Origin of the sequence: Clavibacter sp. CT19 (assembly GCF_027858075.1) — a bacterium.
GTDB lineage: Bacteria > Actinomycetota > Actinomycetes > Actinomycetales > Microbacteriaceae > Clavibacter > Clavibacter tessellarius_A.
The window spans coordinates 142,898-163,293 of sequence record NZ_JAQHYR010000006.1; the positions used below are offsets into that span (position 1 = coordinate 142,898).

Sequence of the window (20,396 nt, forward strand, 5' to 3'; positions counted from 1 at the left end):
TCGAGATCGATTGACACATCCGATCTCGAGGAGTATGCGGCGTCGACCGCACGAGCGACGGGTCGCCCGCTGGACCATCGGGGTGGGCTCCTCGAGGATGAGGAGCACGCAGCCGACGACCGGCTCTCCGCTTCGACGTGTCCGCGGATCCGGCGGGGCACCCGTCCTGCCTGTGCCTGTCGAGCGGGGATGCTGCGGCCTGAGGCGGACCGCGACGGGCTAGGCGGGCTGCGGCCGCCGGGGCGCCCGCGCGCCCCGTGACACGAGGACGGCCGTGACGACGCCGAGCACCGGCGCCAGGAACGGGGCCGTGACGGCGATCGTCATGCCGAGGACAGCGGCGACGCCGATCGCGATGCCGACCGCCATCACCGCGCGGAGCAGGCGCCCGCGGGGCAGCACCGGGATCAGGAGGGCGGCTCCCGCCACGCCCACGAACGCGGCGGCGAGCGGCAGGAGCCGACCGGATCCGGCGTCCGCCCCCGATGCCAGGTGACCGACGACGACGGTCGCGAGCGCCGCGCCCAGGGCGACGGTCGCGGGGATGACCACGACGCCCAGCCGCGGCCGGAGCGCCGCCGCTCCCGCGACGATCGGCAGGAGCGCGACGATCGACCCCGCCGCGAGGCCCATACGCATGGCGTCCGTCGCGTCGCCGACCGCGGGCAGCCAGGCGCTCCCCGTGAGCGCGAAGGCGGCGCAGGCGAGCCCGAGGGCGGATCCGACGAGCGACGTGATCACGACGGCCCGGCGACCGGAGGCCGACAGCGGCGCACGGGCGGCGGGCGCAGACCCGGGTCCGGCTGCCGTGCGGGCGCCACCGCGCCCGCCCGAGCGCGACCGGGACCGGGACCGCGACCGCGACCGCGACCGCGCCGACGCGATCAGCGCGGCGATGGCGAGCGCCCACGCGCCGGAGGACAGGGCGACGAGGCCCACGAGCAGCGCCCCGGGCAGGGCGACGGCCACCGCGACGATCCAGCGGGCGACGGCCGAGCGGATCCGGAGCAACCCCGCGAGCACGACCGCCAGTGACGCCGCCCCGAGCAGCCAGGAGGCGAGCGTCAGCTCGGCGAACGCGGAGGCGAACGGGCTGAGCCGCACGCCCGCGTCGGCTTCGTCGAACCCGACCGACCACGATGCGGCGGCGAGACCGCCGAGGATCCAGGAGGGCACGGCGAGCGCCGCCGCCGCGAGCGCCGACTCGGCCCGGAGCCCCCCGGACCGGCCCATGAGCCCGAGCAGCGCGACCGTCGCGAGGAGGGCGCCGGCCCACGGCATAGCCAGGAGCACGGGCGATCCGAGGAGCACGGACGAGAACGCGGCCGCCGGCAGCGCCACGGCGAACAGGAGCGCGACCGTCGCGAGCACGAGGATCGCCCGCGGGGTCATCCGCTCGAGCAGCCCGTGGGCGCGGAGGGACCACGCCTCGCCGTGGGAGGGCATGCGGCGTCCCTCGGCGTCGGCGTGCTCCTCGAGGGTGTCGAGCATCACGTCCCCGTCGGCCCGGCGCCAGGCCGCGGGGTACCAGCGGAGGAGCCGTGCGTAGGCGGCGCGGCGGTCGGAGGCGGCGGGGCGGTCCGCGGCGCGGCGGTCATCGGCGCGGCCGTCGTCGTCGCGCGGGCCGCGGCTCACGTGCGGATCCCGGCCTGCGCGCGGGTCGCGGCCTGCGTGCGGATCGCGGCCTACGCGCGGATCGCGGCTCACGCGGGCGCCGCCGTCGCGGTGGCGCGCGGGGTCGCGACCCGGCGCGGCCGGGCGGGCGCGGAGGCGGCGGCGATGCTCGCGCGGGCGGCCGCGGCCCGGGCCTGGAGGCGGTCGGCCTCCTCCTGCAGCTCGCCCCGGCCGGCGTCGGTGATCTCGTAGTAGCGCCGGGCGCGGCCGTCGACGACCTCCTCGCCCGCCGCGCGGATCCGCCCCTCCCGCACGAGCCGGTCGAGCGACGCGTAGAGCGTGGTCACCCGCAGCGTCACCTCCCCGTCGCTGAGGCGCGCGACGTCGGCGAGCACGGCGTACCCGTGGCGGCGTCCGGCGGCGAGCGCGGTGAGGATCCAGAAGGCGGTGGCGGTCATGGGCGGGACTATACCCACTACGGAAACATGCGTACCGGATCGACAGCCGAGGCACGCGGGGATGCGCGGCGCGCGTGCCCTAGCGTGGGGGCGGCGGACGGACCCGCCGCAGGAGGCACCGGATGACGCAGCACGGCCGCCCCGGCACCACCGTCCGCGTCACCCGCATCGTGCACCGCGGCCTCACCGTGCGGATCAGCACGCTCGGCACGCCGGACGACCGCGCCTTCGTGCTCGTCCCCGGCATCGGCGTGAGCTCCGACTACTTCGAGCGCCTCGCCCCGCACCTCGACGAGCGCGGCACCGTGCACGCGCTCGACCTGCCGGGCTTCGCGGGCGTCGCTCACCCGTGCCGCGCGCTCGCGATCCGCGACTACGCCGACCTCGTGGGCGCCGCGATCGACGCGCTCGGTCTCGACGACCCCGTGCTCGTCGGCCACTCGATGGGCACGCAGGTGGTGGCGGACCTCGCGGCCCGGCGGCCCGGGATCAGCACGGTCGTGCTCATCAGCCCGGTGGTGGACCCGGCCGCGCGCTCGGTGCCGCGCGCCGCCCTCCGCTTCCTGCGCTCCTCGGTGCGCGAGCCGAGCCGGATCAAGGTGCTCGCCGTCCGCGCGTACCTCGTCTGCGGCGTGCGCTGGTTCCTCCGCGTGCTGCCGCGGATGATGTCGTTCCCGATCGAGGCCCGGCTGCCCGAGATCCGCGCGAGCACGCTCGTGATCCGCGGCGAGCACGACGCCGTCGCCCCGCGCGCCTGGGTCGAGGAGATGGGCCGGCTGCTCCCGCGGGCGCGGCTGTGGGAGATCCCGGGCGCCGCCCACTCGGTGATGCACGCGCACGCCGACGAGGTGGCCCGCCTCTGCCTCGCCCACCTCGAGCGGCGGCCGGGCGACGGCTCCTCCACCGAGGACGCGTCGGCCGAGCTCCGCCGCTACCCGGAGGGCGAGGAGCAGCCGGACGAGGAGCACGCGGACTTCGCGCCGACGCTCCGCGACTCGATCCGCGGGATCCGCGCGCAGGTGGCCGAGGGCCTCGCGATCCGCCGCGACGACGACGCCGCGATCGGCCGCGCCAAGACCGCGCACGCGGAGGCGATGGCGGATGCGGCGGAGCGGGCCCGGCGGCGGGCGCGGCGCGCTGCGGGCGCCGGCGGTCGGGCCGGGTCGCGCCGCTAGAGCGATCCGGCGTCCGAGTCACGCGCGCCGCCGGCGAACCCGAACGCGTGCAGCCCCAGCCCGTCCGCGAGCCCCTGCGCGAGGCGCGCGCCGCGCACGCTCGTGCCCTGGTCGTCGAGCGGCGGGCTGAACACGGCGGCGCCGAGGCGGTCGGGCGCGGAGAGGACGATGGCGCCGGAGACGCTCGACTTCGCGGGCACGCCGACCCGCCGCATCCACCGGCCGGAGCCGTCGTAGACGCCGCAGGTCGCCATCACGGAGACGACGTCGCGCGCGACCTGACGGGAGACCACGCGTGACCCCGTCGACGGGTCACGACCTCCGCAGGCGAGCGTCGCGCCCATCGCGGCGAGCGACTCCGCGGTCACGAGCACGGCGCACGCCCGGACGTAGGCGGCCACCGCGTCGTCGGCCGAGACGTGCAGCGTGCCCTCCGAGCGCATGAGGTGGGCGAGCGCGTGGTTGCGGTCGCCGAGGAGCCGCTCGCTCTCCGCGACCTCCTCGTCGACCTCGAGGTCGCGTCCGGCGAAGGCGCTGAGTCCCTGGAGGATCCGCTGCGTGCGCTCCTCGAGGGTGGATCCGCGCACGAGGCTCGCCGTGAGGATCGCCCCCGCGTTCACCATCGGGTTCGGCGGCCGGCCGGTGCCGCTCTCCAGCTTGATCGCGTCGAACGACTCGCCCGTCGGCTCGATGCCCACGGCGTCGAGCGCGTCGCCTGAGGTGTCGGCGAGCGCCAGCGCGAAGAGGAAGGGCTTCACCGCCGACTGGATGGAGAAGGGGTGCGCGCTGTCGCCGGCCGCGTGCGTGCGGCCGTCGGGTGTGACGAGCGCGATGCCCGCGAGCGACGGATCCGCGTCGGCCAGCTGCGGGATGCTGTCGTCGACCACGCCGCCGTCGTCCTCCGCGACGCCCGCGAGCAGCCGGTCGACGTCGAGCGCGTGGGCGGCGTCGTGCCGGGCATCGCGCGGGGCGTCGTGCCGGGCATCGTGGGCGGCGGATCCGGGAGGCGTCATCCTCCGAGCCTGCCAGCGGCCGCCTCGCGCGACCGGGCGGGCCAGCGCCGCGCGTCCGGCCGGGGCCGCGGTGCCGCTCGGGAACGGCACCGCGGGAAGGGTGTGGCCCGGCCTCCGTGCACGGAGGGCCGGGCGGTCGAGCTCGTCTCCCCCCGGAGACGTCGACCCCCGCGAGATGTCCCACCCGAAGGGCCCATCCCGCTGATGACAACGTAGGCCAACGCCGAGATCCATGCATCTGCATCGACGCTATGCGGCTACTCCGACCGGTCAGCCGACGTCGCCCCGATGCGCGCCCGAGACCCGCCCCTCACACCGGCTGCAGCAGCGCCCCCTCCGCCACGAGCTTCCGCGACAGCACGCGGTACCCCTCCTTCTCGAAGAAGACGGTGATCCGGTCGTCCTCGGCGCTCATGACCGTGCCCGGCCCCCACTCCGCGTGGGTCACGGCGGACTGCGGCGAGAACGGGTCGTCCGCGGGAGCGTCCACGCCGTCGGCGACCGCCGCCCCCATCGCCTCCTCGTGCGCGTCGTCCTTCGCGAGCCGGTCGCACGCGTCGCAGTTGCCGCAGCGCTCCGGCGACTCCTCGCCGAAGTAGCCGAGGAGGAACTGGCGGCGGCAGTGCGGCGCCTCGGCGTAGCCGCGCATCATCTCGAGCCGCGAGACCTCGATCCGCTCGCGCTCCGCGGCCACCTCCTTCGCCCGCGACGCGGCCTCGCGCGGATCCAGCTCCTCGCGCACGAACGCGCCGTCGTGGGCGGATCCGAGCACGCCCGCGTCCACGAGCAGGTTGAGCACGCCGCCGACCGTGCGCGGCGACATGCCGGCGCGCTCGGCGACCGCCGCGGGCCGCACGGGCCCGTCGACGCCCGCCACCGCGACCGCCGCGTACACGTCGCGGAGGCTCGCGGGCTTCGGCGTGCGCGCCGCGAAGAACCGGCGGAGCCCGAGGTCCTCGGCCCGGTAGTGCAGGATCCCGACGGCCGGCTCCCCATCGCGCCCCGCCCGCCCGACCTCCTGGTAGTACGCGTCGACCGACTCGGGCGGCGCCGCGTGGATCACGTATCGCACGGTCGGCTTGTCGATCCCCATGCCGAACGCGCTCGTGGCGACCACCACGTCCACGTCGTCCTCGTGGAACGCCTGCTGCACGCGCTCGCGCTCGGCCGCCGGGAGGCCCGCGTGGTACGCCGCGGCGCGCAGCCCCGCCGCCTGGATCTCCTCGGCGTACTGCTCCGCGTCCTTCCGCGTCGCCACGTAGACGAGGCCCGGCTGCGTCTGCTCCACGACGTGGGCCGCGATCGCGCGCCGCTTCTCCGCCTCCTCGGTGTGCCGGCGCACCTCGAGCCGGATGTTCGGCCGATCGAAGCCCGAGGACAGCACGAACGGGTCGCGGAGCCCCAGGCGCTCCTCGATCTCGACGCGGATCGGCGTGGAGCCCGTCGCCGTCATCGCCACGGTGGGCGGATGCCCGAGCGCATCGATCACGCCGCCGAGCCCCAGGTAGTCGGGCCGGAAGTCGTGGCCCCACGACGCGACGCAGTGCGCCTCGTCGATCACCACGAGCGACACCCCGCGGGCCACGAGCCGCGCGACGACCTCGTCGCGCGCCAGCTGCTCGGGCGTGAGGAACACGATCCGCGCGCCGGGCTCCTCCACCGTGGCCCACGCCTCGTCGCGCGCCTTCCCGCGGATCGTGCTGTTGATCACACGCGCGGGCGGCGCGGCCGGCGCGTCCTCGAGGTTCTGCACCTGGTCGGCCTGCAGCGCGATGAGCGGCGAGACGACGACGGTCAGGCCCTCCATCAGCACGGTGGCGACCTGGTAGATGGCGGACTTGCCGTAGCCCGTGGGCATCACGACGAGCGCGTCGCGGCCGCGCACGAGCGGGCCGATGGTGCGCACCTGGCCGTCGTGCAGCTCGTCCCAGCCGAACGACTCGCGGGCGACGCGCAGCGCGTCCTCGGGCTCCGGGCCGGGCGCGGGCTCCGGGACGATGGCCGGATCCTCGGGGGCGGGCGGCACGTCGGCGGGCCGGTCCTCGGCGGCATCGGTCCGGTGGTCGGTGCGGTCGTCGGTCGTGCGGGTGCTGCCCTCTGCGGCGCGGTTCTGCTTCACCTCCCCACTGAACGCCGGAGGTCGAGCAGTGCCCAGGTGCGCGGATCCGCTCTCGGCTGGCCGTCACCATCGCCCGGCTGCCGGGCGCGCCGCCGCGGCCGGGAGGCCCTCGGAGCCGGTCGCGGAGCTCAGCCCGCGTCGACCCGCGGGAACGGATCCGCGTACCGCGCCCACGCGTCGGGCCCGGCCGCGAGCTCCGCCGGCGTCAGCACGGCCCGCCCGATCGCGCGCCGCAGCACGGCCGGCCGCAGCCCGATCCCGAAGAACGCGATCTCCGTCCCGACGGGCGCCCCCTCGGTCCACGGGTCGATCCCGGTCGGCTGCAGCGTGAGCATCGACCCGACGCTCGACCAGCCGCCCACCTCGCCGGGCCGCGACGCGAGCGACACGAAGCCCTTGGAGCGCAGCACGAGCCCGGCGCGGTCGGGCCGCAGCTCCTCCTCCACCGCGTCGGCGAGGCGCTGCGGGTGCAGGGGCCGCGGGTCCCCCACGACGACGGATCCCACGGGTCCCGTCAGCCGCTCGAGGTCCGCGGGACGCTCGGCGACGCCCGCGGCGGTCAGCTCGCGCATCCACCCGGCCGAGGCGGCGAGGCCGGCGACGTCGCCCCAGCGCGGCAACCGGTCGAGGGCCAGCGGGCGGCGCGCGTCGAGCACGGTCGCCCGCGGCGCGAGCCGCCGCACGAGCGCGACGACGAGGCCGCGCGCCTCCTGCGGCACGCGCGCCATGCCCGTGAGCACCACGACGGTCGCGTACTCCACGAGATCGACGAGGGTCTCCGCCTCCGCGAACGCGTCCTCGACGCGGCCGAACCCGATGGCGTGCAGGCGGTCGGCGGGCACGACCGAGACCACGTGGCGCAGCCCGAAGCCGGATCCGATCCCGCCGAGCGCGCGCTGCAGCCGCCGCTCCTGGCGGAGGAGGAGGTCGAGGCCCATGCCGGTCGCGCGGGCGTCGGAGGTGGCGGGGATCCCGACGACGGCCTCGGTGCCCGGCCCCCGCTCGGCGAGGTCGTCGAGGAAGCGCGCGATGGGCTCGACCGGATCCGCCTCCTCGGGCGGCAGGACGAGGAGCGAGGCCGCGGAGCCGGCGACGGCGTCGCGCAGGACGGAGCGGAGCGCGGATCCCTCGCCGACGACGAGCACGACGCCGGACGGCGGCTGGGGCTGCGGGTGCACGGGGGTGGATCGGTCGCGAGCGGGCATGCCGCTAGTCTATTGAGAACTGTTCTCACGAAAGGACCACCATGAAGGTGCGCAACTCGATCAAGGCCCTGAAGAAGCTGCCCGGCGCGCAGGTCGTGCGCCGACGCGGCCGCGTCTTCGTCATCAACAAGAAGAACCCGCGGAACAAGGCCCGCCAGGGCTGATCCGCCGCCGGGCGGGCGCCCCTCATCTGGGGCGTCGCCGCCGGGCCCCGCGTCGATACGGTGGGACCAGTCGAGCAACGGGGGTCCGCGCATGATCGTCGTCGTCATCATCGCGTGCGAGATCGGCTTCTGGGTCGTGCTGGCTGCCGGGCTCGCCGTCCGCTACGCCCTCCGTCGCCCGCGCCTCGGCGCCGTGCTCCTCGCGTGCGTGCCCGTCGTGGACCTCGTGCTGCTCGTCGCCGCCGCCATCGACCTCCGCGGCGGAGCCACCGCCGACTGGACCCACGGCCTCGCCGCCGCGTACCTCGGCGGATCCGTCGCGTTCGGCCACGCGATGGTGCGCTGGCTCGACGCGCGCTTCGCCCACCGCTTCGCCGGCGGACCGACGCCTGCACGCCCCGCCCGGTCCGGCCGCGCCAAGGTGCGCTACGAGTGGCGGATGTGGATCCTCACGGTGGTCGCCTACGCGATCGCCTGCGCCCTGCTGCTCGCCGCCATCGCGTTCGTCGGCGACGCCGCGCGCACCCGGGCGCTCGAGGACTGGATCGCGCGCCTCACGGTGCTCCTCGGCATCTGCACCATCTGGCCCGTCGGCTGGACCATCTGGCCCGGCCCGGAGCCGGCGACCGACGTCGAGCCGGCCGCGGTCCCCGCCTCGGCGGCCGGCCGCTGAGCTGCGCCGACCTGCCCGGCGCCGACCCGCCTCAGAGCGGGAAGCGCAGCTGCAGCAGGTGGGATCCGTCGGCGCGCGTCTCGGCCGTCAGGGTGCCGCCGAGCAGCTGGGCCCGCTCACGGAGCCCGGTGAGACCGTGGCGTCCGCTCGGCAGGTCGAGCAGCGGGAGCGTCGGCGCGCCGGCATCCACCTCGAGCACCACGTGGCCCGCGTCGAGCCGGCCGGTGATCCGCACGGCCGCGCCGGTCGCGTGCTTCCGCGCGTTCGTCAGGCCCTCCTGCACCGTGCGGTAGACGGCGCGCTGGGCGGCCGCGGGCAGGTCGCCGGGGAGGTCGATGGCGGTCTCCACGCGGATCCCGCTGGCCGCCACGAGGGCCGCCACGTCCTCCAGCGTCGGCTGCGGCGCGAGCTCCCGCCGCTCCCCGCCCGCCGCGCGGAGCAGCTCCACCATGCCGCGCAGCTCCTCGAGCGTGACCGTGCTGAGTCCGCGGATCGTGCGCGCAGCCTCCCGGGAGCGCTCGTCGGCCGCGCCCACCTGCATCGCCCCGGCCTGCACGGCGATGAGGCTGACCTGGTGCGAGACCACGTCGTGCATCTCGCGCGCGAGCACCGCCCGCTCCCGCGCGAGCGCGACCTGCGCCGCCTGCCGCTGGCCGAGCGTCTGCGCCTCGCGCAGCTCCAGGAGCTGCGCGGCCGCCGTGCGCCGCTCGCGCAGGAAGGCGCCGAGGAGCGGCGGACCGACGGTGTAGATGGTCGCGTCGACCAGCGGCTCGAGCAGGAACTGGAGGTCCTCCGGCGGCCAGAGCGGCGCCATGTAGGCGACCACGGAGGCGCCCGTCGCCACCGCGACCTGCCACCGCGGCGCGCGCGAGAGGCCGAGGTCGAAGAGGGCGATCATGAGCGGGACGTACGCGACGCTGACGTAGAAGGCGGGCAGCGCGGCCAGCACGCTCAGCCACGGCCAGCGGCGGCGGAACACGAGGCCGAGGCAGGCGACGATCCCCGCGGCGACGTCCCCGGACGCCTGCGCGGCGGACAGGAACCCGTAGGAGAGGGCCACGGCGACCCCGGCCACGAGCAGGTCGACGAGCACGGCGCGCACGCGGTCGGCGGCGGTCGGGCGCCTCCTGGGATCGGCGGCGGCGGCATCCGCGTCGGTGGCGGCGTCGGTGGTCGTGCCCGCGGCGAGCGCCCGCCTCGTCAGCCGCATGGCCGGATCACCGCCGCGGCACGAGCCCCGCGCGGTCGGCGACGACGGCCGCCTCCACGCGCGAGCCGACGCCGAGCGCCTGCACGATGGAGCTCACCGTCTCCTTGACCGTCCCGAGCGTCAATCCGCACTCGGCCACGATCTCGGCGTTGGAGAGCCCGCGGGCGAGCGCCTTCAGCACGGTGGTCTCGCGGTCGCCGAGCCGCGCGACGCGGGCGCGCTCGGCGTCGTCCTCGAGCGAGCGGAAGAGCCGACCGGGCCGGAGCCCGGGCGCGAGCACGATGCCGCCGGACGCGAGCGTGAGCACGTGCCGGGCGAGCTGCTCCGGGTCCGTGTCCTTGAGCAGGAAGCCCGACGCGCCGCGGTGCAGCGCCTCCAGCACCTGGTCGTCGGTGTCGAACGTGGTGAGCATCGCGACGACGGGCGGGCGGGGCTCCGCCATCAGCTCGGCGAGGATCGTGAGGCCGTCGGGCGCGGGCATCCGGATGTCGAGGAGCACCACGTCGGGCGCGTGCTCGCGGACGGCGGCCACCGCGGTGTCGCTCGAGACGGCGGCCCGCACGGCGATCCGCGGCGAGGCGCCGAGCACCATCGCGATGCCCGAGCGCACGAGCGACTCGTCGTCGACCACGACCACGGTGACGACGGCGCCGGGCGGCGTGGAGGGGACGGCCGCGTCGTCGCGCGCCTCGGATGCGTGGCTCACGCGTCCCGCCTCCCCATGGCGGATCCGACGCCGACGCCGGTCGCGCCGCCGCGGTCCCCCGCGAGGCCGAGGCTAGCGCCCCGGGCCGCGCGCCGGGCCGCCCGGGTCGCGCGCCGGGCGGCCCGCCGGGCGGTGCCCGCCGCGCGCAGCGCGCCCACGAGCTGCCGGATCCGCAGCGTCGGCACGTAGGCGGAGGTGAGCGCGCGCCCGATCGGCGCGAGGTCGGCCGCCGTCGGGCAGGCGAGCCAGAGCGTCTCGTAGCGTGGGTCGAACTTGGCCTTGAAGCGCAGCAGCGACGTGAATCCGTAGGACGGCTCGAGCACCCGGCCGGTCGCAGCCAGCAGACGTGCGACCACCCGGTCGACGGGCCCGCCGGTGAGGCCCCGGCCGACGCCCGCGAGCGGCGTGCCCGACAGGCTCAGCGTCTCGAGTCCCTCCTCCTGGAAGGCGCGCGCCGCGGTCGCGATGAGGAACTCCATCACGCCCGGCATCGGATCCGCGCCGCGCCGCATGACGTCGAGCGTGCGTCCCACGAGCCGGCCGTCGCGGAAGACGGGCAGCCAGCTCGTGACGCCGTGCACGCGGCCGGTGGCGTCGACGGCGAGCAGCATCCGCACCTCGGGGTCGTCGAGCTCGGGCAGGCCGCCGAGCGTGAAGCCCATCTCGGGCAGCGCCTTCGCGTCGACCCAGTCGCCGCTGAGCGCGTCGACCGCCCGGCGGAGGGGCTCGGGCAGCCCGCGGTAGGTGCCCCACAGCGCGTCGACGCCGTCGCGCGCCGCGCGGTTCGTCGCCGTGCGGAGGTCCTGGCGGCGCTTGCCCGAGGTGGAGAAGCCCGCGAGGTCGATCACGGCCTCCTCGGCCACCGGCGTGACGCTCCAGCCGAGCTCCGCGAAGACCGGCAGGTGGGACGAGTGGATGCTGTAGAACGCGGGCACGAGACCGCGCGCCGAGCAGTGCCGGGCGAAGGCGCGGATCGTGGCGGGCGCGTCGGCCGCGGTCGCGATCGGATCCGACACCGTGAGGGCGACGCCGTGCGCGGCGCGGTACGCGACGGCCCCGTGCGCGGCCTCGCCTTCCGAGGAGGAGGAGGCGGCGTCGTCGTCGTCGGCGAACCAGTGGCTGCTGCCGGCCCAGGTGCCCATGAAGCCGAGGGATCCGGCATCCGCTCGCGCCAGCTGCGCGAGCACGCGTTCGCGCCCGGCGGAGCGCTCCTCGGCGGCGGCGCGCATCGTGAACGATCGGCGGCGGACGACGAGCACGACGAGCGCGGTCGCCGGCACGAGCCAGGTGCTGAGCATCAGCACGGGGAGCTCGAGGTCGGTCCACGACGCGACGGTGAAGGTGAACCAGTCCTCGGCGAGCGGGATGACCGTGTAGTACCAGCCGAGGAGGCCGGTCACGAGGAGGAGGGCCGTGATCCCCATCACGAGCCCGAGGCGCCGGCCGCGGAGCAGCAGGGCGACCGCGAGGATGAGCGCGCACAGCACGGCCACGGTGCTGCCGGGGTCGAGCAGCGAGCCCATGGTGCTGAGCACCCCGATCGCGTCGCCGGACACCGCGGCGATCCACCAGCTGAGGGTGACCGTGCCGAGCATGGTCGCGGCGACGACCCGCGCATGGGAGGTGGCGGCGTCGTGCCAGGCGGGGCGGCGGGAGAGCGGCACGAGGATGCGGCCGAGGCCCAGTCCGATGAGGAGGGCGACGCCGCGCGTGAGGTCGACCCCGTGGCCGCCGGCCAGCAGGCCCGCGAGCACCGCAGCGAGGACCGCGGCGCGGAGGCCGTCGCGGTGGGCCGGCGCGAGGCCGCGGCTGGCGGCGGCGGCGACCGCCACGATCACGACGGACGGCGCCCAGAGCCGGTCGGCCGCGTCGAGCTGGGAGTAGAGGTCGCCGAGCGCGAGGCCCACGGCGAGGAGGAGGGAGGCGACGGCGACCGGCGCGAGCGAGCCGATCGCGGCGACGACCGCGGTGCGCACGATGCCGATGCGGCTCTCCGACCAGGCCAGCACGGCCACGACGACGGCGAGCGCGATGGCCGTCGCGGCGGGGTGCGCGAGCTCGCCCAGCCCGGCCATGACGCCCATCCACGCGCTGCCCGCGGGGACGGCGATCGCGGCGAGCGGGTGGCGGGCGAGGGTCCGGAGGACGACCCGCGCGGCGCCGGCCGGGGGCGCGACGGCGGGCACCGCGGGCGGCAGGTCCGCGCTGTCGGCGAGGATCGGGCGGGCGGCGGGGGCGAGCGTCGAGTGCGTCACGTCCCCAGTGTGCGGAGCCTCGGCCCTCCACCGCGTCGGCCGCGGGATCCGATCCCTCCGCCCATCGGCTGACCCGGGCCGCCGATCGGCTGACGTCGGCGGGGAGTCCGCCGCACGACCCGCGGCACCCCCGCGGTACGGGCCGAGGGACTCCCGGGACGCGAGAAGGCCCCCGGTTCCCCGGGGGCCTTCTGCTGTGCTGGTGCGCGAGGGGGGACTTGAACCCCCACGTCCTCACGGACACACGGACCTGAACCGTGCGCGTCTACCAATTCCGCCACTCGCGCCAACCGGACGACATTATCACGTCGGGGAGCCGATCCCGCGCCGCGACCGCCCCGCCACCGCGCCCGGGCGGCCCGCCTCCCGCCCTCCCCAGGGGCCATCCGCACCCACCCGGCGGCCCGTGTCCAGGGCGTCGCCCCTCGAGTTGGCTAACATCGCACTATTCATCCGCGGAAGGACCGCGCGAGGACGGATCACACGTGGGAATCCTGGACAACTTCGAGAAGGGCCTCGAGCGCGCCGTCAACGGCGCCTTCGTGAAGACCTTCAAGTCCGGCCTGCAGCCCGTGGAGATCGTCGCGCAGCTGCGACGCGAGCTCGACACGCACGCCGCCATCGTCGACCGCGACCTCATCCTCGTCCCCAACTCCTTCACCCTCCGCGTCTCCCGCGCCGACCACGAGCGCATCGAGTCCATCGGCTCCACGCTCGTCGACGAGCTGCGCCAGGCGGTCGAGCGGCACGCGTCCACGCAGGGCTACCAGTTCGCGGGAGTCGTGCAGGTCTCCTTCCGCCGCGACGACCAGCTGTCGGAGGGCGTCCTCGGCATCGACAGCCGCACGGTCGAGGGCAGCGTCACGTGGATGCCCGTCGTCGACGTCGCCGGCACCCGCCACCCGCTCGCGGTCGGCCGCACGGTCATCGGCCGCGGCAGCGACGCCGACATCACGGTCGACGACCCGGGCACCTCCCGCCGCCACGTCGAGATCGCGTGGGACGGATCCCGCGCCCAGGTCCGGGACCTCGGCTCCACCAACGGCTCCGAGCTCAACGGCGCGCCGGTCACCAAGGCGCCGCTGCCGCCCGAGTCCGTCATCCGCATCGGCCGCACCGCCATCACCTTCCGCGTCGTCCCGCACGCCACCGAGGAGCGAGGCGGCCGCGAGCCGCAGCGCCAGCGCAGCGACGACGGGTTCTGGGGAGCGTCATGACCGAGCTGACCCTCCTCGTCCTCCGCCTCGCGTTCCTCGCGGTGCTCTGGCTCTTCGTCTTCGGCATCGTCTACGCGCTCCGCTCCGACCTGTTCGGCCAACGGGTCCGCAAGCTGCGCGAGGAGACGGGCGCCGGCGGCGCATCCCCGTTCCCCTCCTCCCCGTACGCCGCATCCGCCTCCGCGCCGCGCGCCGCGGCCGTGCAGCCGCCGCCCATCTCGTCGATGCCGTCCGGCGCCAACTCCGGCGCCGTCCCGTCGCGCGCCAAGGCCACGACGTCCACGGCCCGCCACCTCGTCATCACGTCGGGCGCCAAGGCCGGCACCGAGATCCCGCTCGGCACCGAGCCGCTCACCATCGGCCGCTCGAGCGAGTCGGGGCTCGTCATCCGCGACGACTACACGTCCACGCACCACGCGCGCCTGCTGCTCTGGAACGACGAGTGGATGATCCAGGACCTCGACTCCACCAACGGCACCTTCCTCGACGGCAAGCGCGTGAGCGTGCCGACGCAGGTGCCGCTCGACACGCCGATCCGCATCGGCGCGACCAGCTTCGAGCTCAGGCGGTAGCGGCATGGCGACAGTGACGCAGGCCGCTGCCGTCTCCCACGTGGGCAAGGTCCGGTCGAACAACCAGGACTCCGGCTACGCGGGGCGGCACCTCTTCGTCGTCGCCGACGGCATGGGCGGGCACGCGGGCGGCGACGTCGCGTCCGCGGTGGCCACCAAGCGCATCATCGAGACCGACAAGCCCTATGCCTCCGCGCACGACGCCGAGTTCGCGCTCCAGGCCGGCCTCGTCGCGGCCAACCAGCTGCTCGCCGAGACCGTGTTCGAGCACTCCGAGCTCACGGGGATGGGCACGACCGTCAGCGCGCTGGCCCGCGTCGACCGGCATGTCGCCATCGCCCACATCGGCGACTCGCGCATCTACCTGTTCCGCCGCGGCGAGCTCAGCCAGATCTCCGCCGACCACACGTTCGTGCAGCGCCTCGTCGACAGCGGCCGCATCACGCCGGAGGAGGCGCTCGTCCACCCCCGCCGCTCCGTGCTGATGCGCGTGCTCGGCGACGTCGACGCGGCCCCCGAGGTCGACACCCAGGTGCTCGACACCCACACGGGCGACCGCTGGCTCCTCTGCTCGGACGGGCTCAGCAGCTACGTGTCCGAGGAGCGCATCACCGAGATCCTCGCGACCGCGGGCACCCCGGAGACCATCGCCGACGCGCTCGTGAAGGAGTCGCTCGACCACGGCGCTCCGGACAACGTCACCGTGGTGGTCGTGGACGTGCTCGACGAGGACGACGAGGCCGCCGCCGCCCGCCCCGACCCGGAGCCCGTGCTCGTCGGATCCGCGTCGCAGCCGCTCGCCTTCGGCGACGAGCCCTCCAAGCGCGCCGTCCGGATCCCGTCGCTCCTGCTCCACCCGCTGCGCGCGAGCACGGCGGCGCGCGACGCCCAGTTCGAGCCGGAGTCGGACGAGTACCTCGAGGCGCTCATCGCCGAGGACCGGCGGCGCGCGCTCCGCCGCCGCATCACCTGGCTGGTCGGCGTCGCCCTCATCCTCGCCGGCCTCGTGCTCGCGTGCGTGCTCGGCTACCGCTGGACCCAGTCGCGCTACTACGTGGGCGAGTCCGAGGGCTCGGTGGCGGTCTACAACGGCGTGCAGCAGACCATCGGCCCGATCCAGCTGTCCCACGTCTACGCCCGCACCGAGGTGCAGGTCGCCGACCTCCAGCCCTTCTACCGCCAGCAGGTCGAGCAGACCATCAACGCGGACTCGCTCTCGGGCGCCGAGGAGATCGTCGACCGGCTCCAGGAGGCCGCGGGTGGCTAGCGCCGGCGCGGCGGTCGCCTCCGCGCGCGGGCGCGAGAAGGCGCCCAGGGTCCCGCGGATCCGCGTGCCCCGCCGCCTCCGGAACCTCGAGCTCGCGCTGGTCGTGCTGGCGTCCGTCATCAACGGCGGCGCCCTCTACCTCGTGCAGCTCGGCGCGCTCGGCGCATTCGACCGGAGCTTCTTCCTCCCGGCCACCGGCCTCGCCGTCCTCGTGCTCGGCATGCACGTGGCGCTGCGCTGGCTGGCGCCCGACGCGGATCCGTTCATCCTCCCCATCGCCACCGTGCTCAACGGCCTGGGGATCGCGGCCATCTACCGCCTCGACCTCGCCGGCGGGTACTCCGGCTGGGACAGCGTGGCCGTGCGTCAGATCGTGTGGTCGGGCCTCGCCATCGTGTGCGCGCTCGCGGTCATCGTGCTGCTGAAGAACCACCGCGTGCTGCAGCGCTACCGCTACATCGCCATGTTCGTGGGCCTCATCCTGCTGCTGCTGCCGATGCTCCCGGTCCTGGGTCAGAACATCAACGGCGCGCGCGTCTGGATCCACATCGGCGGCTTCTCGTTCCAACCGGGCGAGATCGCGAAGATCTGCCTCGCGGTCTTCTTCGCCGGCTACCTCGTCACGGCGCGGGACAGCCTCTCGATGGTGGGCGTCAAGGTCCTCGGGCTGCGCTTCCCGCGCGTCCGCGACCTCGGACCGATCCTCCTGGTGTGGGCCGTCTCGATGAGCGTCCTCGTTTTCCAGCGCGATCTCGGCACGTCGTTGCTGTACTTCGGCCTCTTCATCGTCATGACCTACGTCAGCACCGGCCGCATCGGCTGGGTCGTCCTCGGCGCCGTCCTGTTCCTCGGCGGCGCGTTCGGCGCGAGCACCCTCGGCTACGTCGGCGGGCGCGTCGACGCGTGGCTGAAGCCGTTCGACCCCGCGGTCTACGACGCGAACGGCGGCAGCTTCCAGCTCGTCACGGGCCTGTTCGGCATGGCCGACGGCGGACTGTTCGGGCGCGGGCTCGGCAGCGGCATGCCCAACCTCACGCCGCTCGCCAACAGCGACTTCATCCTCGCCAGCCTCGGCGAGGAGCTCGGCCTCACGGGCGTCTTCGCGATCCTCGCCCTCTACCTCCTGCTCGTGTCCCGCGGCTTCCGCATCGGCTTCGCAGGCCAGGACGACTTCGGCAAGCTGCTCGGCATCGGGCTGTCGTTCGTCATCGCCCTGCAGGTGTTCATCGTCATCGGCGGCGTCACGCGCGTCATCCCGCTCACCGGCCTCACCACGCCGTTCATGGCGGCGGGCGGGTCCTCGCTGCTCGCCAACTGGATCATCGCGGCCCTGCTGCTGCGCCTGTCCGACACCGTCCGCAACCAGCCCCGATTGGTGGTCGAGTCGTGAACCGCGAGCTGAAGCGCGTCTCCGTGTTCGTCCTGGCCATGTTCGTGGCCCTCTTCGTCGCGGCGTCGATCATCCAGGTGGTCGCGGCGCCGACCCTGCAGGCGGATCCGCGGAACTCCCGCACCATCATCGCCAGCTACTCGGCCGAGCGCGGGGCGATCCTGGTCGACGGCACCCCCATCGCCTCCTCGGTCCCGGTCGACGACCGCTACAAGTTCCTCCGCACGTACGCCCAGCCCGACCTGTACAGCGCGGTCACCGGCTACTACACGCTCGGCCAGGGATCCACGGGCCTCGAGTCCGCCATGAACGACGTCCTCACCGGCACGAGCGGCACGCAGTTCTTCGACAGCCTCACGCGCACCTTCACGGGCCAGGAGCCGAAGGGCGCGTCGGTCGAGACCACCATCGACCCGAAGGTCCAGCAGGCGGCGTACGACGCGCTCGGTCGGCTGCGGGGATCCGTCGTCGCCATCGAGCCGTCCACGGGCAAGATCCTCGCGATGGTGTCCAAGCCCGGCTACGACCCCAACGTCCTGGCCTCGCACGACCGGGCCGCCGTGAAGCAGAGCTACGCCTCGCTCCTCGCCGACCCCGCGAACCCGCTCATCGACCGGGCCGTCAACAGCCTCAACCCGCCCGGATCCACCTTCAAGCTCATCACCACGGCCGCGGCGCTCGAGTCCGGCCGGTACACGCCGGACTCGCTCCTACCGAACCCGTCCACCTTCACGCTCCCGGGCACCGGCACGGTCATCACGAACGCCGGCGAGGGCGCGTGCGGCAACGAGCCCGAGGTGTCGATCGCCACGGCGCTCCGCCTCAGCTGCAACATCCCCTTCGCCCAGCTCGGAATCGCGCTCGGCTCCGAGCGGATAGCGAAGATGGCGGAGGCGTTCGGCTACGGGAAGTCGATCGCCGTCCCCATGGCGAGCGCGAAGAGCGCCTTCTCCCCCGACCTCGACGACGCCCAGACCGCGCAGTCCGCCTTCGGTCAGCTCGACGTCCGCGCCACCCCGCTGCAGACCGCCATGGTCACGGCCGGGATCGCGAACGGCGGTGAGGTGATGAAGCCCAGCGTCGTCGACAGCGTCCTCAACCCGGACCTCAGCGAGCTGTCCGGATTCTCCCCCAGCCGATTCGCCGACCCCATCTCGAAGGAGACCGCCGCCACCATGACGCGGATGATGATCGACAACGTCCAGAGCGGCGTCGCCACAAATGCGAGAATCTCCGGTGTCGACGTGGCGGGCAAGACCGGCACCGCGCAGAACGGCGCCGACGACCCGTACACCCTCTGGTTCACCGGCTTCGCGCCGGCTGAGTCCCCGAAGGTGGCGGTCGCGGTCCTGGTCGAGGACGGCGGCGGACGAGGACGATCGGGCTCGGGGAACACCCTCGCCGCCCCCGTGGCGAAGAAAGTGATTGAGGCGGTGCTGGACAGATGAGACCCACGAGCGGACTGACCTTCGGAGGGCGTTACCAGCTGGGCGATCGCATCGCCATCGGCGGCATGGGCGAGGTGTGGGAGGCGACCGACCTCGTCATCGGACGCAAGGTCGCCATCAAGATCCTCAAGGACGAGTACCTGGGGGACCCCGGGTTCCTCGAGCGATTCCGGGCCGAGGCGCGCCACGCGGCGCTCGTCAACCACGAGGGCATCGCCAACGTCTTCGACTACGGCGAGGAGGACGGCAGCGCCTTCCTCGTCATGGAGCTCGTCCCCGGCGAGGCCCTGTCGACCATCCTCGAGCGGGAGCGCGTGCTCTCGAGCGACAAGGTGCTCGACATCATCTCCCAGACCGCCCTCGCGCTCCACGCCGCGCATCAGGCCGGTCTCGTGCACCGCGACATCAAGCCGGGCAACCTGCTGATCACGCCCGACGGACGCGTCAAGATCACCGACTTCGGCATCGCCCGCATCGCCGACCAGGTGCCGCTCACGGCCACCGGCCAGGTCATGGGCACGGTGCAGTACCTCTCGCCCGAGCAGGCGAGCGGGCACCCCGCGTCGCCGTCCACCGACGTGTACTCGATGGGCATCGTCGCGTACGAGTGCCTGGCCGGCCGCCGCCCCTTCACGGGCGAGTCGCAGGTCGCCATCGCCATGGCGCAGATCAACGAGCAGCCGCCCGAGCTCCCCGTCACGGTGGCGGAGCCCGTCCGCAACCTCGTCATGTCCTGCATCTCCAAGAAGCCGGCGGACCGCCCGCAGAGCGCCGCGCATCTGGCGCGCGCCGCGCAGGCGCTGCGCCGCGGCGACGTCGCGACCGCCACCATGGCCGTCGCCGCCGTCGCCGGTGCTGCCGCCGCGGATCCGGGCACGCCCACCCAGGCCACCCAGCTCATGCCGTCCGACCGCCGAGCCGACACGAGCGCCACCACCGTCCTGTCCTCCGCGCCCCGCGCCGGAGCGGCGTCGCCCTTCGACTTCGACGAGGTCGACGCGGAAGACGAGGAGCCCGAGCAGCCGCGCGCCAGCAAGCGCGCGATCTGGATCTTCGTGGTCGTCGCCGTCCTGGTGGTCGCCGCGATCATCGCCGGGCTCATCGCCGCCACCGCGGGCAGGCAGTCCGACCAGACGGCCCCCGTCCCCACGGAGACCAGCGCCGAGCCGAGCCCCACGCCGAGCGCGTCGCCCACCCCCACCCCGACGCCCACCCCGACCACCGTCGAGATCAAGCGCGAGGACTACATCGGGCGCGACCAGAAGACGGTCTCGAACGAGCTGACGGCCCTCGGCCTCAAGGTCACCGTCATCACGGGCAGCGCGGCACCGTCCGGTGAGGAGGAGGGTCGCGTCACCGCGATCACCCCCACCGGCAGCGTCGCGAAGGGCGCCACCATCCAGATCACGGCCTACGGCGCGCAGACCCTGCCGACCGCGGCGCCGGTCACCCCCACGGTGAACCCCACCACCGTGCGCGCCGGACAGGCGGTCGACATCTCGTGGCCCGCGTACTCCTGCCCGGCGGGCCAGACGCTGAACGGCTACCAGATCCAGGCCGACTCGGTCTCCGGCGGCGCCACGGGCACGTGGGGCGGGAGCACCAACCCGACCAACGCGCAGACCACCTCCGGGGAGATCAAGGCCGGCAACAACACGGGATCGTTCACGGTCAAGTACCTCGCCATCTGCGGCACGAACGAGTCCCCCTACAGCAGCACCGTCACCGTGGCGGTCGAGGCGGCACCAGGCGGCACCACGCCGGGCGGCGGCACCGGAGGCGGCACCGGAAATGGCACCGGAGGCACCGGTGGCGGCACCGGAGGCGGCACCACCGGCATGGCGCCGACGCCCCCTCCGGGCAAGGAGGATCGGCATTCGCTGATCTCCAGCACGCACCGCATGCCCTGA

The 20,396-nt window shown here is 74.7% G+C and carries 17 protein-coding genes and 1 tRNA gene; 9 read left to right on the forward strand and 9 right to left on the reverse strand.

Annotation, left to right across the window (positions count from 1 at the left end):
* Positions 1 to 219: 219 nt before the first annotated feature.
* Entirely contained in the window at positions 220 to 1,635 is a 1,416-nt protein-coding gene (locus PED38_RS09005) for a hypothetical protein (RefSeq protein WP_270980933.1), read from the reverse strand.
* Between the two features lie 68 nt (positions 1,636 to 1,703).
* Positions 1,704 to 2,072, reverse strand: a complete 369-nt coding sequence (locus PED38_RS09010; RefSeq protein WP_063070892.1) for a PadR family transcriptional regulator — start codon at positions 2,070 to 2,072, stop codon at positions 1,704 to 1,706.
* A 122-nt stretch (positions 2,073 to 2,194) separates the two neighbouring features.
* Between PED38_RS09010 and PED38_RS09015 the strand changes: the two genes are divergently transcribed.
* Positions 2,195 to 3,247, forward strand: a complete 1,053-nt coding sequence (locus PED38_RS09015; RefSeq protein WP_270980934.1) for an alpha/beta fold hydrolase — start codon at positions 2,195 to 2,197, stop codon at positions 3,245 to 3,247.
* Here PED38_RS09015 and glsA read toward each other — a convergent pair.
* The 3 genes from glsA to PED38_RS09030 form a co-directional block, all read right to left on the reverse strand.
* Complete coding sequence (glsA, locus tag PED38_RS09020) at positions 3,244 to 4,260, reverse strand: glutaminase A (protein WP_270980935.1); 1,017 nt, start codon at positions 4,258 to 4,260, stop codon at positions 3,244 to 3,246. The two genes, PED38_RS09015 and glsA, sit on opposite strands and share 4 nt — an antisense overlap.
* Before the next feature lie 310 nt (positions 4,261 to 4,570).
* Positions 4,571 to 6,379: a RecQ family ATP-dependent DNA helicase gene (locus tag PED38_RS09025; protein ID WP_270980936.1), complete on the reverse strand. Its 1,809-nt coding sequence runs from the start codon at positions 6,377 to 6,379 to the stop codon at positions 4,571 to 4,573.
* Between the two features lie 128 nt (positions 6,380 to 6,507).
* The gene (locus tag PED38_RS09030; RefSeq protein ID WP_270980937.1) at positions 6,508 to 7,584 is read right to left on the reverse strand and encodes a GTP-binding protein; all 1,077 of its coding nucleotides are present in this window, start codon (positions 7,582 to 7,584) and stop codon (positions 6,508 to 6,510) included.
* A 41-nt stretch (positions 7,585 to 7,625) separates the two neighbouring features.
* On the opposite strand from PED38_RS09030, the gene ykgO reads away from it, so the two are divergent.
* The gene (ykgO, locus tag PED38_RS09035) at positions 7,626 to 7,748 is read left to right on the forward strand and encodes a type B 50S ribosomal protein L36 (protein WP_063070897.1); all 123 of its coding nucleotides are present in this window, start codon (positions 7,626 to 7,628) and stop codon (positions 7,746 to 7,748) included.
* A gap of 91 nt (positions 7,749 to 7,839) precedes the next feature.
* Positions 7,840 to 8,421, forward strand: a complete 582-nt coding sequence (locus PED38_RS09040) for a hypothetical protein (RefSeq protein WP_270980938.1) — start codon at positions 7,840 to 7,842, stop codon at positions 8,419 to 8,421.
* A 31-nt stretch (positions 8,422 to 8,452) separates the two neighbouring features.
* Here the strand turns inward: PED38_RS09040 and PED38_RS09045 are convergent, their stop codons facing one another.
* From PED38_RS09045 to PED38_RS09060, 4 genes are all read right to left on the reverse strand, one after another.
* Positions 8,453 to 9,631 (reverse strand): sensor histidine kinase, encoded by a 1,179-nt coding sequence (locus PED38_RS09045; protein ID WP_270980939.1) that lies wholly within the window; start codon positions 9,629 to 9,631, stop codon positions 8,453 to 8,455.
* A gap of 7 nt (positions 9,632 to 9,638) precedes the next feature.
* Positions 9,639 to 10,337 carry a response regulator gene (locus PED38_RS09050; RefSeq protein WP_063070900.1) on the reverse strand — a complete coding sequence of 233 codons (699 nt, stop codon included), beginning with the start codon at positions 10,335 to 10,337 and terminating at the stop codon, positions 9,639 to 9,641.
* Positions 10,334 to 12,592: a bifunctional lysylphosphatidylglycerol flippase/synthetase MprF gene (locus PED38_RS09055; protein ID WP_270980940.1), complete on the reverse strand. Its 2,259-nt coding sequence runs from the start codon at positions 12,590 to 12,592 to the stop codon at positions 10,334 to 10,336. The genes PED38_RS09050 and PED38_RS09055 overlap by 4 nt, the downstream gene beginning before the upstream one ends.
* Positions 12,593 to 12,792: 200 nt before the next feature.
* A tRNA-Leu gene (locus PED38_RS09060) sits at positions 12,793 to 12,879 on the reverse strand.
* Positions 12,880 to 13,077: 198 nt separating this feature from the next.
* On the opposite strand from PED38_RS09060, the gene PED38_RS09065 reads away from it, so the two are divergent.
* Genes PED38_RS09065 through PED38_RS09090 form a run of 6 tightly spaced genes read left to right on the forward strand, consistent with a single transcriptional unit; the run spans position 13,078 to position 20,396 of the window.
* Positions 13,078 to 13,809: an FhaA domain-containing protein gene (locus PED38_RS09065; protein ID WP_063070902.1), complete on the forward strand. Its 732-nt coding sequence runs from the start codon at positions 13,078 to 13,080 to the stop codon at positions 13,807 to 13,809.
* Positions 13,806 to 14,381, forward strand: a complete 576-nt coding sequence (locus tag PED38_RS09070) for an FHA domain-containing protein FhaB/FipA (protein ID WP_063070903.1) — start codon at positions 13,806 to 13,808, stop codon at positions 14,379 to 14,381. Before PED38_RS09065 ends, PED38_RS09070 begins: the two co-directional genes overlap by 4 nt.
* A gap of 4 nt (positions 14,382 to 14,385) precedes the next feature.
* Positions 14,386 to 15,648: a PP2C family protein-serine/threonine phosphatase gene (locus PED38_RS09075; RefSeq protein ID WP_063070904.1), complete on the forward strand. Its 1,263-nt coding sequence runs from the start codon at positions 14,386 to 14,388 to the stop codon at positions 15,646 to 15,648.
* Positions 15,641 to 17,038, forward strand: a complete 1,398-nt coding sequence (locus PED38_RS09080; RefSeq protein ID WP_063070905.1) for an FtsW/RodA/SpoVE family cell cycle protein — start codon at positions 15,641 to 15,643, stop codon at positions 17,036 to 17,038. The genes PED38_RS09075 and PED38_RS09080 overlap by 8 nt, the downstream gene beginning before the upstream one ends.
* Entirely contained in the window at positions 17,035 to 18,486 is a 1,452-nt protein-coding gene (locus PED38_RS09085) for a peptidoglycan D,D-transpeptidase FtsI family protein (RefSeq protein ID WP_063070906.1), read from the forward strand. The genes PED38_RS09080 and PED38_RS09085 overlap by 4 nt, the downstream gene beginning before the upstream one ends.
* Entirely contained in the window at positions 18,483 to 20,396 is a 1,914-nt protein-coding gene (locus PED38_RS09090; RefSeq protein WP_063070907.1) for a serine/threonine-protein kinase, read from the forward strand. Before PED38_RS09085 ends, PED38_RS09090 begins: the two co-directional genes overlap by 4 nt.

Excerpts from the sequence above, each read along its gene's own strand:
- PED38_RS09010 (WP_063070892.1), bottom strand. The coding sequence starts at position 2,072 with ATGACCGCCACCGCCTTCTGGATCCTCACCGCGCTCGCCGCCGGACGC.
- PED38_RS09015 (WP_270980934.1), top strand. The coding sequence starts at position 2,195 with ATGACGCAGCACGGCCGCCCCGGCACCACCGTCCGCGTCACCCGCATC.
- glsA (WP_270980935.1), bottom strand. The coding sequence starts at position 4,260 with ATGACGCCTCCCGGATCCGCCGCCCACGATGCCCGGCACGACGCCCCG.
- PED38_RS09030 (WP_270980937.1), bottom strand. The coding sequence starts at position 7,584 with ATGCCCGCTCGCGACCGATCCACCCCCGTGCACCCGCAGCCCCAGCCG.
- ykgO (WP_063070897.1), top strand. The coding sequence starts at position 7,626 with ATGAAGGTGCGCAACTCGATCAAGGCCCTGAAGAAGCTGCCCGGCGCG.
- PED38_RS09040 (WP_270980938.1), top strand. The coding sequence starts at position 7,840 with ATGATCGTCGTCGTCATCATCGCGTGCGAGATCGGCTTCTGGGTCGTG.
- PED38_RS09045 (WP_270980939.1), bottom strand. The coding sequence starts at position 9,631 with ATGCGGCTGACGAGGCGGGCGCTCGCCGCGGGCACGACCACCGACGCC.
- PED38_RS09070 (WP_063070903.1), top strand. The coding sequence starts at position 13,806 with ATGACCGAGCTGACCCTCCTCGTCCTCCGCCTCGCGTTCCTCGCGGTG.
- PED38_RS09075 (WP_063070904.1), top strand. The coding sequence starts at position 14,386 with ATGGCGACAGTGACGCAGGCCGCTGCCGTCTCCCACGTGGGCAAGGTC.
- PED38_RS09090 (WP_063070907.1), top strand. The coding sequence starts at position 18,483 with ATGAGACCCACGAGCGGACTGACCTTCGGAGGGCGTTACCAGCTGGGC.